Annotated in this window: 10 protein-coding genes; 3 read left to right on the top strand and 7 right to left on the bottom strand. The window is 73.1% G+C overall.

Going from position 1 to position 15,320, the window contains the following annotated elements; all coding sequences use genetic code 11:
• The first annotated feature begins 38 nt into the window (after positions 1–38).
• On the top strand, positions 39–1,229 hold the full coding sequence (locus R4Z63_RS03015) for an acyl-CoA dehydrogenase family protein (protein WP_052030564.1): 1,191 nt from the start codon (positions 39–41) through the stop codon (positions 1,227–1,229).
• On the top strand, positions 1,226–2,371 hold the full coding sequence (locus R4Z63_RS03010) for an acyl-CoA dehydrogenase family protein (RefSeq protein ID WP_384444995.1): 1,146 nt from the start codon (positions 1,226–1,228) through the stop codon (positions 2,369–2,371). The genes R4Z63_RS03015 and R4Z63_RS03010 overlap by 4 nt, the downstream gene beginning before the upstream one ends.
• A gap of 158 nt (positions 2,372–2,529) precedes the next feature.
• Here R4Z63_RS03010 and R4Z63_RS03005 read toward each other — a convergent pair whose 3' ends face one another.
• From R4Z63_RS03005 to R4Z63_RS02980, 6 genes are all read right to left on the bottom strand, one after another.
• A complete protein-coding gene (locus tag R4Z63_RS03005; RefSeq protein WP_384444993.1) occupies positions 2,530–3,111 on the bottom strand; it encodes a GNAT family N-acetyltransferase in 582 nt (193 codons plus the stop codon).
• A complete protein-coding gene (locus tag R4Z63_RS03000; RefSeq protein WP_384444991.1) occupies positions 3,108–4,214 on the bottom strand; it encodes a threonine aldolase family protein in 1,107 nt (368 codons plus the stop codon). Before R4Z63_RS03000 ends, R4Z63_RS03005 begins: the two co-directional genes overlap by 4 nt.
• Positions 4,211–4,900: a DUF2461 domain-containing protein gene (locus R4Z63_RS02995; RefSeq protein WP_384444990.1), complete on the bottom strand. Its 690-nt coding sequence runs from the start codon at positions 4,898–4,900 to the stop codon at positions 4,211–4,213. Before R4Z63_RS02995 ends, R4Z63_RS03000 begins: the two co-directional genes overlap by 4 nt.
• Complete coding sequence (gene glyA, locus R4Z63_RS02990) at positions 4,897–6,297, bottom strand: serine hydroxymethyltransferase (protein WP_384444988.1); 1,401 nt, start codon at positions 6,295–6,297, stop codon at positions 4,897–4,899. The genes R4Z63_RS02995 and glyA overlap by 4 nt, the downstream gene beginning before the upstream one ends.
• 54 nt (positions 6,298–6,351) lie before the next feature.
• The gene (locus R4Z63_RS02985; protein WP_384444986.1) at positions 6,352–9,642 is read right to left on the bottom strand and encodes a non-ribosomal peptide synthetase; all 3,291 of its coding nucleotides are present in this window, start codon (positions 9,640–9,642) and stop codon (positions 6,352–6,354) included.
• Positions 9,643–9,733: 91 nt separating this feature from the next.
• Positions 9,734–11,596, bottom strand: a complete 1,863-nt coding sequence (locus R4Z63_RS02980) for an AfsR/SARP family transcriptional regulator (RefSeq protein WP_384827115.1) — start codon at positions 11,594–11,596, stop codon at positions 9,734–9,736.
• A gap of 213 nt (positions 11,597–11,809) precedes the next feature.
• On the opposite strand from R4Z63_RS02980, the gene R4Z63_RS02975 reads away from it, so the two are divergent.
• Positions 11,810–12,016: a hypothetical protein gene (locus R4Z63_RS02975; RefSeq protein WP_037921718.1), complete on the top strand. Its 207-nt coding sequence runs from the start codon at positions 11,810–11,812 to the stop codon at positions 12,014–12,016.
• A 124-nt stretch (positions 12,017–12,140) separates the two neighbouring features.
• Here the strand turns inward: R4Z63_RS02975 and R4Z63_RS02970 are convergent, their stop codons facing one another.
• Positions 12,141–15,185 carry an AfsR/SARP family transcriptional regulator gene (locus R4Z63_RS02970; protein WP_384444981.1) on the bottom strand — a complete coding sequence of 1,015 codons (3,045 nt, stop codon included), beginning with the start codon at positions 15,183–15,185 and terminating at the stop codon, positions 12,141–12,143.
• Positions 15,186–15,320 lie beyond the last annotated feature (135 nt).

Genomic DNA, 15,320 nt, shown 5'->3' with positions numbered 1-15,320 from the left:
CCACCCGGAACCACCCAGATCCGCCTGAGGAGTTGCCCGTGCTCACCACCGAGTTCTACCGCGCGCCCGCGGACTGCGGGCTCGTACGGAGCGGGGCCGACGTGCCCCGCACCCCCATGCGGGCCCTGCGCGAGGACATCCACGACATCCTGGTGTCCGCCCCCGTCGCCGAGGCCCGGCGCACCCGGGACCCCCGGCCCATCCACCGGGCCCTGGGCGAACGGGGCCTGCTCGCACCCCAGTGGCCCGAGGAGTACGGGGGGCGGGGCGTCAGTCAGGTCGCGGCCGCCGTGCTGGTCGAGGAACTCGCCATGCACGACGTTCCCGACCTGCTGCACACGCTCACCGTGCAGATCGTCGGATCCACCCTGCTCCATGTCGCAGGCCCGCAGATGAAGGCGCGCCACCTGCCCGGTTTCGCCGCCGGCACCTCCTTCGGGTGCGTCCTCTTCAGCGAGCCGCAGGCAGGCTCCGACCTCAACATCCTCTCCACCCGCGCCGTCTCCGACGGTCGCGGCGGCTACAAGCTCTACGGCACCAAGGTCCACTCCCTCTTCGCCCGTTTCGCCGACTACGGCCTGTGCCTGGCCCGCGGTGAGGACGACGCCTTCAGCCTGTTCCTCGTGCCACTGGACCAGCCAGGCGTCACCATCCGGCAGATCCCGGGCATCGGCGACGACGCCTTCCACGAAGTCGCCCTCGACGGGGTGTCCGTCACCGCCGACGACGTCGTCGGCGGCATCGGCCAAGGCTGGGCGATCGTCGTCAAGACATTGGCCTTCGAACGCACCGGTCTCGACTACTACGTCAAGGCGCTGCGTTGGTACCGGGCCGCCGTCGACCGGCTGGAGGCCCACACCGACCGGCTGGAGGCCGGCCAGCACGACCAGATCGGCCTGGCCAAGCTCAACGCCCGGCTGCTCGCGGCCGGCACCCTGGTCCGCCGCGTCCTCACCCGCCTCGACCGGGGCGAGCTCAACGAGGACGAGGCCGCCGCCGCGAAGTGGTACACCACCGAACTCGCCGCGGAGGTGGCCTGGTGGGCCGCCGAACTCGACGGCGACACGAGCATGACCCTCGACGACCCGGAGGTCGACGGGGTGGCCCACCCACTCGATTCGGCGATGCGTGAAGCCCCGGGGATGCGGATATCCGGCGGCACCGCCGAAATGATGCTGGAGACGCTGGCCCGGCTGCGTCTCGACTCAGGGGCGGAGGTACGGCCGTGACGACCCAGGCGGTCAACGGGAGCGGTACGGACGGGGCGGCCGGCGAGGCGCCCGAGCGGTGGCGGGAGCGGGAGGACGAGGACTCGCTCTTCCGGCAACTCCGGCTCACCGTGCGGCAGGGCCTGGAGGTCGACGGGGAGACCCCCGCGGGCGCCTGGGAGGCGCTGACCCAGGTCGGGGCCTGGGAGTTCGCCCTCCCCATCGAGAAGGAGGGCCTCGACCTCGGCCAGGCCGTGCTCGCCATGGTCTGCGAGGAGGCCGGCAACGCGATGCAGCCGGTCCCGCTCGTCGACACCCTGCTCGCGCTCGACGTGCTCTCCGCCCTCGGCCCCCTCGCCCCCGAGGGCACCGAGGACCTGCTGGACCGGGTGCGCGCCGGCGAGCTCCAGCTCGCCGTCCCGGGCCGGCTGCCCGATCCGCGCGGCTCCGTACCGCCGGGGATCGCCTGGAAACCGGACGGTGACGGCGCGGGTATCGTCCTGACCGGCACAGGAGGCCCGTTCGCCGCCGGCATCGGGCCGGACGCCCTGCTGGTCTTGGCGAGCGGTCCCGACGGCCCCTGCGTCGCCCTCGTCGGCCTGCCCGCGCAGGGCGTGACCGTACGCCCGCTGCGCGACCACGGCGGGGGAGCGGTCGCCGGTGCCGTCTTCGACGAGGCACGGATCCCGGCCCCCTCGGTACTGCTGCGAGGGATCGCCGCCGAACAGGCCCTCGCCCGGGTCGGCCTGCGCGCCGCCGTCCACCAGGCGTCCCTGCTGGCCGGCATCACCGCGGCCGCCCTGACCGCGGTCGTCTCCCGGATCCGCGGACGGCAGCAGTTCGGCCAGGCCCTGGTCAAGCACCAGGGGCCCCGGCTGCGGGTCGCCGGGCTCCTGGCCCGACTGGACGCCGTGCGCTGGGCCGTCGGCGACGCGGCCCGCGACCTCGACGAGGGCCGCCTCACCCCCGGGGAGGCCGCCGGGCTGATCGCCCTCACGGCGGAGACCGCGCTCGACGTGACGCGGGACGCGGTCCACCTGCACGGCGCCTCCGGTCTCGTGCGGGACGGCCTGGTCGCCGGCTGCTATCGGCGCGCGGCATGGGAGGCCCTGCGCTGCGGACGCCCTGCCCACCTGTGGGACACCGCGGCGCACACCCCCTGATCCGCCGGGCCCCGCGGCGGCCTGCGCCGGCGCCGCGGGGCCCGGCGGGACGTCGCGGACACGACCGGGTACGGCCCGGGCACGACCCGGTAGACCCGGACACGAGGAAGGGGCCCCCGCACCGCGGGAGCCCCTTCCCTGCACCACCGGCGCGACCGTCAGACCAGGTCGCGGCGCATGATCCAGCGGTGCCGCTTGTCGCTCTTGGCCTCGGTGCGCTGGATCCGGCGGAAGCCGGCCCGTTCGAACATGTCCATCGTCCCGACATAGGCGAGGGTCGGGTTCACCCGGCCGCCCTCGGGGTCCACCGGGTAACCCTCGACGGCGGGCGCGCCGTTGGCCCGCGCGTGCTCGACGGCCCCCTCCAACAGACCGGAGGCGACCCCCTTGCCGCGGAACTCCTTGCGCACGACGAAGCAGGTCACCGACCACACCGGCAGCTCGTCCACCGGCTTGATCGTCTTGGAGGAGGTGAGCCGGTCGAGCTGGCGGCGCGGGGCCACGTTGCACCAGCCGGCCACCTCACCGTCGAGGAAGCCGAGGACCCCCGGCGGCGGGTCCGCCTTCTCGGTGAGGGTGCGCAGGTGCTCGCCCCGCTCCTCGGCGGTCATCCGCCCGTAGTCGCCGGTGGTCAGCCGCCACGCCATGCACCAGCACGTGTGCGCGCTCTTGCGGGGCTGGAGCACCCGTCGGACGTCGTCCCACAGATCCGCCGTGGCGGGCCGGACTTCTAAACTCATGCTGTTACTTCGCTCTCTTCCGCTTCTTGTTCTTGCGAGCGTCCCGCCGGCGCGCTCCTGCGCGCCCCGGCGACGACGTCGGTCATCACGGCGGTCAGCACCTCCAGGGCGCGCCGACACGCCTTGTCCCCTGCGTCCAGATGCGTGACCAGCCGGACGGTGTCCGGGTCCGGCGCGGTCACCAGCACTCCTTCCTGCGATGCCCGTGCGACGACCTCGTCGGCGCCCGGCACCTCGACGAGGACGATGTTGGTCTCGGGCGGGCGCACGGGGAAGCCCGCGTCCCGCAACCCCGCCGCCAGCATCCCGGCGTGGTCGTGGTCCTCGCCGATCCGCTCCACGTGGTGGTCCAGGGCGTACAGCCCCGCAGCCGCCAGGATGCCCGACTGACGCATGCCGCCGCCCAGGCCGTGCCGCAGCTTCCGCGCCCTGGGCAGATGTTCGGACCGGAGCAGGAGCACCGAACCGACCGGCGCGCCCAGCCCCTTCGACAGGCACACCGAGAGCGAGTCGGCGGTCTCCCCGTACTGCGCCGCCGCCGTCCCGGTCGCGGCCATCGCGTTCCAGATCCGGGCGCCGTCCATGTGGACGGCCACACCCGCACCGGAGGTCAGCTCGCGCACCTCGCGCAGCGTCTCCAGCGGGTGGACGGTACCGCCGGCCCGGGTGTGGGTCTGCTCCACCTCCACGGCCCGCGTGCCCAGGGTGTACGCGTTGCCCCGCCGGACCGTGCCGGCCAGCAGCGCCGCGGTGACCACCCCGCGCTCCGCCGCCACCGTACGCGTCTGGATCCCGCCGTAGCGGGCGGGGGAGGCCTCCTCGTGGGCCAGGACGTGCGCCTCCGCGTCGCACACGAGCTCCTCGCCGGGGGCGACCAGGAGCTGGAGCGCGATCTGGTTGGCCATCACTCCCGAGGGTGTGAACAGGGCGGCCGGGAAACCGAAGAGACCGGCGAGGCGCTCTTCCAGGGCGCGGACGGTCGGATCCTCCCCGAAGAGGTCGTCACCGACCTCCGCGCCGGCCATCGCGGCCCGCATTCCGGGACCCGGCCGGGTCACCGTGTCGCTGCGCAGATCGACGATGCCGGAGCTGTCGGTGTTCATGACGGTTCCTCAACTCCTCGCTCACGGGGCTTCGGGGTCAGATCGCGCGCCGCCATCCAGTCCAGCAGCGGCCGCACCAGCAGCCAGGTCTCCCGTACGAGTTCCCCGGCGCGCGCCGTGTGCAGGCCCGCGGCCGGACCGTACCGGCGCCCCGCGTCGATCTTGCGGTGGCGCAGCAGGTCCAGCCGCGGGTGGTCCGCGGGCACTCCCCGCGGCCGGGACCTGAGCCGGTCCCCGCCCAGCGCGAAGCCCTGCTCCGTCAGCCGGGCCGCGATCGCTGCCAGCTCCGTGCCGCCGTCCTCCTCCTCGACGGCGGCACGGTAGCGGGCGACCTCGGCCCCGGCGTACGGGTACCAGCGGCCGGAGGCGTACAGCCCGTCCCGGTCCAGGTGCACCCACAGGCCGAGGCAGGGCAGCAAGTCCAGATAGGCGCCCTGGTAGGTCTTGTACGGGGACTTGTCGTGGGACATCCGGGTGTCCCGGACCGGGCCGAGCACCCGCACCGCGTCCGGCCCGGCCCACTCCTCGAAGAACGTGCCCAGTTCAGCGGCCAGCTCGTCCATCGGCGCACGTACGTCACGCTCGTACCGCTCGCGGTGGCGCAGCCGCCACGCCTCCTTGCTGTTGTCGGCCGCGAGGTCCTCGTACAGGCGTAGTGCCGAGGGCGGGAAGCCGCTGAAGGTCACGGCAGGTACCCCGGAAGGGGGTGGGCGGCGCACAGCTCGCCGACCCGGGTGCGGACCCGGTCGCGCAGGTCATCCGGCAGGCTGCCGCCCGGCGCGGCCAGCGCCGTCAGGACGTCCGCGACCAGGTCGGCGCACTCGGCGGCAACCGTCCGGTCCATTCCGCGCGCGGCCAGCGTGTTGGTCCCCAGCCGCAGGCCCCCCGTCACGCGTACGGGTGTGGTGTCTCCAGGGACGCGGTTGCGGTTGACGACGATCCCGCAGGCCTCCAAGGCCTCCTCGGCCACGTCCCCGGTGACGCCGCTGCCGCGCAGGTCGAGCAGCACCATGTGGGTGTCCGTACCACCCGTGACCAGCCGGAAGCCCCGGTCCAGGAGCCGCTCCGCGATCGCCTGCGCGCCGTCGGCCAGCCGCTTGGCGACCTCCGCGAAGTCAGGGCTCGCCACGAAGGCCAGCGCGCGGGCCTTGGCCGCCACGGACGCCAGGTCGGGGGTGCCCTGGGTGAAGGGGAACACGGCACGGCGCAGGGTCGCGGCCAGCGTGCCGCGCTCTGGTCCGGGCCTGCGGGCCTCGCGGCCCAGCAGGATCAGCCCACCGCGCGGACCGTACAGCTGCTTGTAGGTGCTGGTGGTCGTCACGTGGGCGTGGTCGACCGGGCTCTGGTGCAGGCCGGCCGCGACGAGTCCCGCGATGTGCGAGATGTCGGCGAGGAGGTAGGCGTTGGCCTCGTCCGCGATCTCCCGGAACCGGGCGAAGTCGATGCTGCGCGGGTACGCGCTCGCCCCGCACACGATGAGCTTCGGCCGGTGTTCCAGGGCCATTTCACGGATCTGGTCGTAGTCGAGGAGCCCTTCCGGTGTCACCCGGTAGCCGTGGGCGCGGTAGTACCGGCCGGTCACCGAGGCGGGGGAGCCGTGGGTCAGGTGGCCGCCGCAGTCCAGGTCGAGCCCGAGCAGGCTGTCGCCCGGACTCAGCAGCGCCGTGATCACGGCGAGGTTGGCGGAGGACCCCGAGTGCGGCTGCACGATCGCATCCTGCGCCCCGAAGGCGGCGCACGCCCGCTCGATCGCGAGGCGCTCGATGTCGTCGGCGATGCCGCAGCCCGCGTGGTAGCGGTTGCCGGGATACCCCTCCGCGGTCAGGTTCCCGAGTACGCTGCCCTCGCAGGCCAGCACGGACGGGTCCGCGACACTGGACGCCGCGACCATCATCAGCGTCTCGTGCTGGCGCGCCGACTCCCGCGCCAGCAAGTCGTACAGGACGGAATCGCTCTCTCTCAGCCGGGTGTTGGCGTGCGCGGAGAATGCGGCCAGGTCCGGCACGGGCACCCGCGGTGCGCCGCCCCGGTGTCCGTCCCCGTCCAGCGGATCGCTGACGGGCGCGGGCAGGGTGAGACTCATGACTGTCCCCTCTCGGAATCGTCCGTGATGGCCGTGCTGGATGCGCCGGTGTCCTCAGCGGGCCGCATCGGCGGTGTCCGTCCCGTCGGCCTCCAGCGCACCGAAGGCCTCGGCTGCCCGGACCGCTTCCGCACCGTGCTGCCCGTCCGCGGCGATCTTCTCGGCGAGCTCGGAGACCACCGGGTTCTGGAACACGGTCTTGACCGGTACCGGCACCCCGAGCAGCTGCCCCAGCAGCCCCGCGAGCCGGGTCCCGCTGAGCGAATCGCCGCCCAGGGTGAAGAAGTTGTCGCCGGGCGCCACCCCGTCCAGACCGAGGATGTCGGCGACGGCCGCGCACAGCACCAGCTCCAGCGCGCTGCCCGTCCCGTCCCCGCCCTCCCGTGCGGCCTCGTCGTCGGCGGACTGCCGGCTCCCGGCGGAGGAGGCCAGCCGCAGCCGGTCGACCTTGCCGTTGCGGGTCAGCGGCAGCTCGTCCAGCACGGTCAGTGTGGCGGGCACCATGGAGCCGGGCAGCTGCGCGGCGAGCCGCTCCAGCACCCGGTCCGCCGCGGCGGCATCGCAGTCGGCGCCGGCGACCACGAAGGCGTGCAGGCGCCGCACCCCGTGGGCGCTGGCGGGGGCCACCACCACGGCCGCCTCGACCTCCTCGTCCTGGCGCAGCACGGCCTCGATCTCGCCCAGCTCGATCCGATGGCCCTGGATCTTGACCTGGAAGTCGTCCCGGCCCAGGATCTCGATGCTGCCGTCCGGCAGGTAGCGGCCCAGGTCGCCGGTCAGATAGGCGCGTTCGCCCGTCTCCGGCAGGCGCACGAAGCGGCTCGCGGTGCGATCGGCGTCGTTCCAGTAGCCGAGCGCGAGGCCGACGTCACTGGCCACGGCCATCTCGCCGACGACCCCGAGGGGGCGCTCGTACGCCGCGCCGTCGACGATGTAGTAGCGCTGGTTGGTGATCGGCTTGCCGTAGGGGATGCTCGTCCAGGACGGGTCGACCTCGCCGATCGGCTGGAACAGCGACCAGCAGATCGTCTCGGTCGGACCGCCCGAGCCCACGACCTGGATCCGCGGGCTCTGCGCGCGCAGCCGGTCCGGCAGGGTCAGCGGGATCCAGTCGCCGGAGAGCACCGACAGCCGCAGCGACTCCAGCGGCCGGCCGCCGCCGCGGCGCTCGCGCACCTCTGCCTCGCCGACGAGCAGCTCCATCAGGACGGGCACGGAGTTCCAGAGCGTGACCCGTTCCGTCTGCACCAGATCGGCCCAGACATCGGGTTCGGCGTGGTCGAACGGCGGCGGCACCACCACGGTCCCGCCCTGCGTGAGCACCCCGAAGACGTCGTAGATGGACGCGTCGAAGTGCAGCCCCGAGATGGCCAGCAGCCGGTCCCGTGCACCGACCTCGAAGCGTGCCGCGACGTCGCGGATCAGGTTGACCACACCGATGTGGTCGACCATCACGCCCTTCGGCTCGCCCGTCGAGCCCGAGGTGAAGATCGTGTACGCGAGGTCCGCCGGGGTCTGCGCGGTGTCGGGCCGCGTGGCGGTGCCGGTCTCGAAGTCCTTGTCCACCCGATACCGGCGGGCGGTGGGCGGCCAGCTGATCCGGGACTCCAGCGAGGACTGCGTGAGGATCCGGTCGACCTTGGCCTCGGCCAGCAGCCGGCGCAGCCGCTCCGGCGGCACGGAGGCGTCCAGTGGCAGGTAGGCCGCGCCGGAGGCGAGGATCCCGTACACCGCGGCGTACTGCTCCCAGCCCTTCTCCATCACGACGGCGACCAGCTCGCCGGGAGCCGCCCCGTGCTCGCGCAGGGTGTGCCCGATCCGCCAGGCGTACGCGGCCAGCTCGGCATAGCTGAGCCGCCGCCCGGTGGCGTCCACCACGGCCTCCGCGTCGGGTGTGAGCTCGGCCTGCCGGGCGAACAGCTCGTGCAGGGTGGTGTACGGGATCTGCCCGGCGGTGTCGTTGACCTTGCGGCGCAGCTCCCGCTCGGCCGGCGGGATCAGGTCGAAGCGGGTGGTGTGCAGGCTGTCCGGGTCGTCGGTGAGCCGTTCCAGGAGGTCCACGTACACGCCGAAGGCGGCGTCGACGAACCCGGGAGCGAAGGCGCCGTCCACGAAGTCCCAGATGACGCGGAGCTCTCCGGCCAGTTCGCGCAGCTGCACGTCGAGCGTCACCTGCGGGGTCTGCGAGATCGAGTACACCTCCCGGCCCAGGTCCGTGACCGGCCGGCGCACCGGGTAGTCGAGCAGGCTGGTGACGACCACGGGCATCCCCGCCTGCGCGCCCACACCGTGCAGGCGGGTCAGCTCCCGCAGGACGCGCACGCCGTTGAAGGCCCCGTGCTCCACGTCGCGGGCGAGCTGGTCGCGCAGGGCGTGTGCGCGGTCCAGGAAGGTCGCGCCGGAACCGTCGGCGGCGAGCATCACCGCATTGGTGAAGTCGCCGAGCACGCCGGTGATGTCCGGGTGCACGGCCGGGCGCTGGAAGACCGGGTAGTTGATCGTGAAGTCGGACTCCTCCGCCCAGGCCCGGACCACCTCGGCGAAGGCCGCGGTGAGTAGCACCGACGGGGTCAGGCCCGCTCCTTGCGCCCGCGCGGAGAACCGCTGCCAGTCGGCGGGGGAGAGACGGTGCTCGCGCCGGTCGAAGCGGACTTCGCCGGTGTCCCCGCCGGAGCCGCCGGTGGGCAGCGACGGGGCCGGCGGCAGGGTGGGCACGCGCTCCACCCAGTAGTCGCGCGCGGCGCGAAAGGCCTCAGTGTGCGGCAGGGCCTCGGCGCGCCAGCGGGCGTATTCGGCGAAGCCGATTCCGGGCTGGGGGAGTTCCGCCTCCGGGTTCTCGTACAGGTCGACCAGCTCGGGGAAGAGCACCTGGAAGGCGCTGGAGGCATCCAGCACCTGCAGGTCGATCCCCAGGTGGACGCGGCCGAGGTTCTCGGGGCCGCCCAGCCGGAAGATCCGCAGGTCGAACAGCGGCCAGCTGCCCACCGGGAAGACCACGTGGCTCATCTCCTCGCGCAGGGCGGCGAGGTGCTCACGGGCGGCAACGGCGGACAGGTGGCGCAGGTCCACGACCGGTATCTCGAACGGCAGCGGGTCGGACGGCACCCACTGGGTGCCGTCCGTGCTGCCGATCGCCCGGAGCATGTCGTGGCGAGCGACCACCCTGCGCCAGGCGGTGGCGAACCGCTCCGGGTCGAGGTCGGCGCGCTCCCACTCGAAGTATCCGTAGCAGCCGATGCCGCCCATCTCGACGGCTTCGCCCCGCCCGATCATCAGTGCCTGCTGCGTCTCGGTCATCGGGAAGGACGCGGCACTGTCCGCGCGGGCGGGCAGGAGCTCGGTCATGGTCCAACTCCATTCGGTGTTACGGGCCGTTGGCTGTTGCGTGCACGGGTGGATGCGGGCCGGGGACGCCCTGCTGCGGGGCAGGGCGAGGCTAGGGGCGGCGAGTTAGCCGCCGGTTATGCTCCGCAAGGCCGGCCGGCCCGCCGGACACCGGAGCCCGCCCCTGCGCCAGGGAGAGCGCGAAGAGGCGTACGAGCGGATGGAACAGGTAGCAGGGCTGGCCCCACTCGTCGGCGCCGCTCACCTCCAACAGGGCCGCGTCGGCGAGCGCCTCCAGCAGCCGCTCGGCCTCCGCCTCCGGCAGGTCCAGTGCCGTCGCCGCCTCGGCGGCCGGGAAGGGCAGCGCTCCCAGCGCGGCCAGCGCCGGGAACACCGCCCGCACCTCCGGCTCCAGCGCACGCCAGGACGGCAGCAGGGAGGTGTGCACGTCCAGGTCGCCGGAGTGCAGCTCACGCAGCCGGGTGACGGGATCCGCCAGCCTGCGGGCCAGCCGGTCAGGAGTGCAGTGCGGCCGGGCCGCGATCCGGGTTCCGACGATCCGCAGCGCCAGGGGCAGGCCGGCGCAGTGCTCGACGATCGCGGAGGCGGCGCACGGGGCGGCCGCCACCCGGGCGGGGCCGGCCGCAGCGGCGAGCAGCTCCAGCGAGTCCCGCGGCTGCAAGGGGGCGAGGGCCACGGTGTGCGCCCCGGCCACCGTGGGCAGCGCCGTACGCCCTGTCACCAGTACGGCGGGCTCGGGGGTGTTGGGCAGCAGCGGGCCCAGCTGGGCGGCGCCCGAGGCGTTGTCCAGCACGATCAGCAGCCGCCTGCCCCGGGTCCGCTCCCGGTACAGGCGCACCAACTGGTCCTGGTCGTCGGCGGCCGGTACGTCGTCCATCGGGCCCAGCGCCCGCAGCAGAAGGCGCAGCACCCGGGCGGGGTGCCGTGGGGTACCGTCCGCGGCGCGCAGATCGGCGTACAACTGCCCGTCGGGGAAGTGTCGTTGGCAGCGGTGGGCCGCGTGCACGGCCAGGGCGGTCTTGCCCAGCCCCGCCATGCCGGTGACCAGCACCCGGCGGGGTCGTCCGGAGCTCTGCCGATCGGGGGCGAGCGCGCGGCACACCAGCTCCAGTTCCGGTCCCCGGCCCGTGAAGTCGACGGTGTCCGGCGGCAGCATCGCCGGAGCCGCGGCCGACGGTCCGGACGGCCGCGGCCGGGCGGCCGCGCGTACGGCGGGCGCGGCCACCGGCCGGCGGTCGAGTGTGCCGTCGAGCAGCGCCCGGTAGGTGGCCTGGAGCTCCTCGCCCGGATTGATCCCGAGCTCGTCCGCCAGTACCGCGCGGCCGTGGTGGTAGAGGTGGATGGCGTCCGCCTGCCGCCCGGACCGGCACAGGGCGGTCATCAGCTGGCAGCGGATGCGCTCGCGCAACGGGAACTCGGCGACCAGCCCGGTGAGCTCACCGGTGATCTGCTCGTGCCGGCCGAGGGCGAGGTCCGCGGCGATGCGGTGCTCCAGGGTCACGGCCCGGGCCTCCGTCAGCCGCGGGGCCTCGGCGTCCGCGAGGTATTCCGTGGCGTTCGCGAACGGCTGGCCGTTCCACCGGGCCAGGGCGTCGCGCAGCAGCTCTCCGGCGCGTTCGTAGTCCTCTTTGACCAGTGCCTCGCGGCCGGCGAGCGCCAGCTTCTCGAATTCGTCCAGGTCGACGGTCGCATTACCGATGCTCATGGCATATCCCGGCGGTCTGCGATCGATCGTCACATCGTCGCCGAGAATCTTGCGCAGGCGCGAAATATAGGTGTAGAGCTGTGCGCTGACCGTGGCCGGAGGCGCCCAGCCCCACAGCAGCCGGCACAGCCGATCGTCCGACACGACCTCTTCGCGGGCCAGGAGGAGCGCCGCGAGCACGGTGTGCAGCTTCGCTCCGGAGAACGCGACCCGGTGGCCGTCCCGCCGTACCTCTACTGGCCCGAGCACTCGGAATTCCATGTACCGCCCCATCCGTGATTCCTGAGAAGAATCTTCGAACGAAGCTAGAAGAGTCCGTTGTCTCCTCGATATCGTGTCGATTTCGCGGTGTGCCCGGGTCGCGAAATCGGTGGAACACGGAAGAGAAAGGAGCCGTCCCTACTGTTCCGTTCGTGCCGCAGCGAGCGGTGCAGAGATGATCCACCGAGAGGGGAACCCGAGATGCGCAGCACCCGGACGGCGAAGACGACGGCCGCCTGCCTGGTCGTTCTTGCGGGAATGTTCGTGGGTACCGGGGCCGTCTCGGCCGTCACGGCGGACGGGGGCACGAGCGTCGTGGCGGACGACATGCCGTGGGGGATCGTCAAGCCGGTGCACCCCTCGCACCCGGGCTCCGCCGGCACCCACGGCGACATGCCCTGGGGCTGACCGACGGCCGGCGCCCGCCGACGTACCGCACCACCGCGAACCCGCACGACCACACCACCGCACCACCGCAATCCCGCACTCGCGCGCATGCCGCCGCCGCGGCCCGATCCGTACCGGACGGGCGTCAGTCCGCCGGATGCGCCAGGAGGGCCGTCAGTTCCTCCGGAGTGAAGGAACGATGCGGCAGCCCTCCGGACTCCCCACGGCCCGGTTCTCCCGCTGCCTCCCGCACGGCCGTCAGCAGCCGGCTCGCCTGCGCCCGCCAGGGCTGCGCGCCGACCTCGCCGAAGCCGGCACAGGCCCGCCGGAACCTCTCCGCCGCCTCCGCACAGCGGCCCCCGAGTGCGTCCACGCATCCGAGGTCCGTTTCCACCCGCGCGTAGAGAAACCGGTCCGCCAGCTCATCAGTGATCTCCAGGGCCTGTTGCAGCGTGTCCCCCGCCGCCTGCAGCAGGCCCTGGCTCCACTGCGTCTGCCCCAGACCCCGCAGCGCGTGGGCCTCGCCGACCCGGTCGCCCTCACCGCGGGTGAGTCGCAGTACGGCGCCGAACGCCTTGCCGGCCTCACCCAGATCGCCCGCACGCAGCCGCACTTCGGCCAGCCGGTACACGCTCTGCGCCTCCGCCCGCACCGATCCGGTACGCCGGCTCAGTGCCACCGCCTGTTCCGCGAGCGGCAGCGCGGCCGACACGTTTCCCCGGTCCAGCTCGATCTGCGCCTGGAAGCCCAGCAGATGGGCCTCGTTCCCGATGTCGCCGGAGGCGTGGAAACCACTCAGGGCCGCTTCGCAGTACTCCAGCGCCCGCTCCCAGTCACCCTGGAAACGTGCGCACATGGCCAGGTTCCGCTGCGCGAGCGCCGCCCCGTCCAGGTCACCGGTGCTGCGCAACAGCCGCAGCGCGGCCATGTTCCAGCCCTCGGCCTGCTCGTAGCGCCGCTGGTAGATCGCCAGCGACCCCAGGAGCCGCAGCATCGTCGCCTCGCCCTGCTCGTCGCCGGCCCGCCGGGCCGAGGCCAGGGCCTGTTCGGCGCTGCGCTGCCAGTCCTCCAGGTAGTTCTTCGTCTCGAAGTGTGGAACCGCGCTCTCGGTCAGCATCCAGGCGTAGCCGGCCCGGCCCGTCTCCGCCGCCTGGGCCACCACGTCGGTCACCGCGGTGCGCTCCGACTCGAACCACTCCATCGGCGAGCCCAGCAGTTCCTCGGCGAGCTCGCCGAGGAAGCCGGGCGCGGGCGCCGCCGGCCGGCCCACCGGGAACCGCCTGCCGTCGATCCGCCGGTGCGCCTCCTCCGCCAGCCAGAGCCAGGCCCCGAAGGCCCGCTCCAGCGCGGCGTCCGTCTCCTCCTCCGGCTCGTCCGACTCCGCCCGCTCCCGGGCGAACAGCCGCAGCAGGTCCTGGAACCGGTAGCGGGCCGGCCGGCCCGGCGCCGCCTCCGCCACCTCCAGCAGCTGGGCGTCGACCAGGTGGTCGATCAGCTCCTCCGCGTGCCACACGCTGGTGTCCAGTACGGCCGCGCCCGCCCAGGCGGCGAAGTCCGCCGTGCGCAGCAGCCCGAGGCGCCGGTACATCCGGGCCGCCTCCGGCGGCAGGTCCCGGTAGGTGAGCCGGAAGCCGGCCCGCACCCCGCCCTCTCCCGGGCTCAGTACGTCGAGTCGGGACCGGTGGTCGCGCAGCCGCTCCACCAGGCTGCGCACGCTCAGGTTGGGCTTGGCCGCCAGCCGCGCTCCGGCGATCCGCAGTGCCAGCGGCAGGCAGTCGCAGAGCGCGCCGAGCTGCTCCACCGCCACCGGGTCGCTGCCGAACCGGTCCGCCCCGGCCAGTTTGATCAGTAGGGCGGTCGCCTCGGCCGGTTCCAGCATCCGCAGCCGGATGCTCAGCGCCGTGTAGTCGCCGGTCAGGTCACCCAGGTTCTCCCGGCTGGTGGCCAGCACCACGCTGCGTCCGCCGCCGGGCAGCAGGGGTCTGAGCTGTTGGAAGGAGCGTACGTTGTCCAGGACGATCAGCGTTTTGCGGGTGCTGAGCAGACTCCGCAGCAGTGAGGCCCGCTCGTCGGGGTCGGCCGGGACCTGGGGTGCGGCGATGCCGAGAGCGCGCAGGAAGCGGTCGAGCACGGCGGCGGGGGACACCGGTGCCTGCTCCTCGTCGTATCCCCGCAGGTCGGCGAAGAGCTGACCGTCCGGGAACTGGTCGGCGACCTGGCTCGCCCAGTGCACCGCGAGTGCCGTCTTGCCCACCCCGCCCACGCCCACGATCGTCGCCAGGGCGGGGGTGTGCGGGTTGTACGGTTCCTTCAGCAGCCGGTCCAGCGAGGCCATCTCGCGTTGGCGCCCGGTGAACGCCATGACCCCGGCCGGGAGTTGCGCCGGAATCGTGTGCACGGCGGCGGGTGCGGGGGTGACCACGGCCGGGGGCCGGGTCAGTTCCGGTGAGTCCCGCAGGATCAGGTCGTGCAGCTGGCGCAGCCCCGGACCGGGCTCGATCCCGAGCTGCTCGGTCAGTAACCGGCGGCCGTGCAGGAAGACGTCGAGGGCCTCGGCCCGCTGGCCCGACCGGTACAGGGCGAGCATGAGGTGTTCGCGGCACTGCTCGCGCAGCGGGTGCCGGGCCACCAGTTCCGTGAGTTCGCCGATCAGTACACGGTGCCGGCCCAGCTGGAGCATCAGCCCTGCGCGCTCCTCGATCAGCGTGAGCCTCACCTGTTCCAGGCGCGTCGCCTCGGCCTCCAGCCGGGACCCGGGCGTCTCGTCGAGCGCCGAGCCCCGCCAGATGCTGAGCGCCTCCTCGAACAGCGTGCAGGCCTCCTCGGTGCGGCCATGCCGGGCGGCATCGCGGCCCTGGTCGGCCCGTTCCAGGAACTCCTGGACGTCGATGCGGTGCTCGCCCTTGGCCAGCAGGTAGCCGGGGGGAGAGGTGATCAGCACGTCGGTCACTCCCGCCTGCTTGAAGGTCTTGCGCAGGGTGGCCACGCAGATCGCGATCTGGTTCCGCGCCGTCGCGGGAGGGGAATCCGGCCAGACGGCGTCCACCAGGGTGTCCACCGAGACGACGCGGTCGGCGTAGAGCACCAGCATCGCGAGGACGGTCGCCTGGCGCCGGCCGTTGATGCGCAAGGGGCCGTCCTCGGCCTGGACGAGCAGTGGCCCCAGCAGTCTGAAGACAAACCGATTCAACAGGTCCCCCGCCTTTGAAACCCCGCGTCAGGCGCGAACGGTACCGCAAAGACGATTCCCCGGTGCAGTCAACCTTTGGGAAAATCGCCGGCTGTTTCAGGCCAGCTTGTCCGTATAGGCGTAGAGCACCTGAGG

The organism is Streptomyces sp. PL-29, assembly GCF_058344425.1.
This window is presented reverse-complemented; position numbering and strand designations above follow the sequence as displayed.